A 1,037-nucleotide genomic window follows, 5' to 3' on the forward strand; every position below is an offset into this window, starting at 1 on the left:
TTGAGAGAAGGAGATAATTTCTGGGATTTCCGCTTGCAAAGGGATACGCTTGATCGTGAAGCAAAGATCAATGCTCTTGTACCTCAAACGGCAAGCTATTTGGTAATATCTCCAGTTTTATTCTCCTCTGGGCTTTCTGATATAAACAATCAAAACGCTCTGTTAGATACAATGCAAACAAAAACCCTTAAAGCAAAGAATAAGAACAATAAAGGCATCTTTTTCTCTGCTTATGGCAATAAGGTCACATTGTCTTCCAGCCGCACTCCATTACAATATGGCTATGGTGCTGATGTGAATTATGCTGCCCTACAAGCAGGTGCGATATTAGCAGCACGAGAAGATGAAAACATAACCACAGATTTTGGTCTTTTAGGCACATATGGAAAACTGTCCTTCACTCCAAAGGATATGGAAGGTGCTGACAAAAATACGCTCGATAAATGGCTGCTTTCTGCCTATGGGAGCCTTCACCATAACAATGGTTTCTACTTCAACACGCTCTTCTCTTACGGAGCTCTCAAAGGAAACATTACCACGACCCCCAGAGGAAAGACTGCGGAATTAAAGAACACGAACGCATTAAGTGCATCAGCTATCATGGGACAAAGACTAACAACCAGCGCTAAAGGATTGGTCTTCGAACCACAAGCACAACTCATTTATCAACGTTTCATGCTCGGCACCCTCTCCGATGTTGATGGCTTTGATGTCAAGATAGGCACCCCTCACCAGTGGTTGGTCCGTGTTGGTGGGCGTTTAACACAGGATATATCGACAAGGGAACAAGAGAATGCTGTTTCTTTGTACGGAAAATTGAACGTTACCAGAGCTTTCGGTGACCATGGTACAATACAGATCGGTGATATTTTTCACTTTGATTCTGTAGGAGTTTCCGTTGAAAGTGGACTTGGTGTGAATGCGCAAGTATCTCAAAATATCGTCTTCCATGCTGATGTTAATTATCAACAAAAACTCCAAAAAGCTGGTGTATCTGGAATGTATCTTTCCGGTGGAATGCGCTACCGATTCTAAAA

General features: G+C 42.3%; 1 protein-coding gene. It reads left to right on the top strand.

The genetic code is table 11. The features are described from left to right. Positions 1-1,035, top strand: a 1,035-nt coding sequence (locus J7R07_RS07925) for an autotransporter outer membrane beta-barrel domain-containing protein (protein ID WP_208436317.1), incomplete at its 5' end; no start/stop codon positions are given. Between the last annotated feature and the right edge of the window lie 2 nt (positions 1,036-1,037).

The organism is Bartonella phoceensis (assembly GCF_902825145.1).
Classification (GTDB): Bacteria; Pseudomonadota; Alphaproteobacteria; order Rhizobiales; family Rhizobiaceae; genus Bartonella; species Bartonella phoceensis.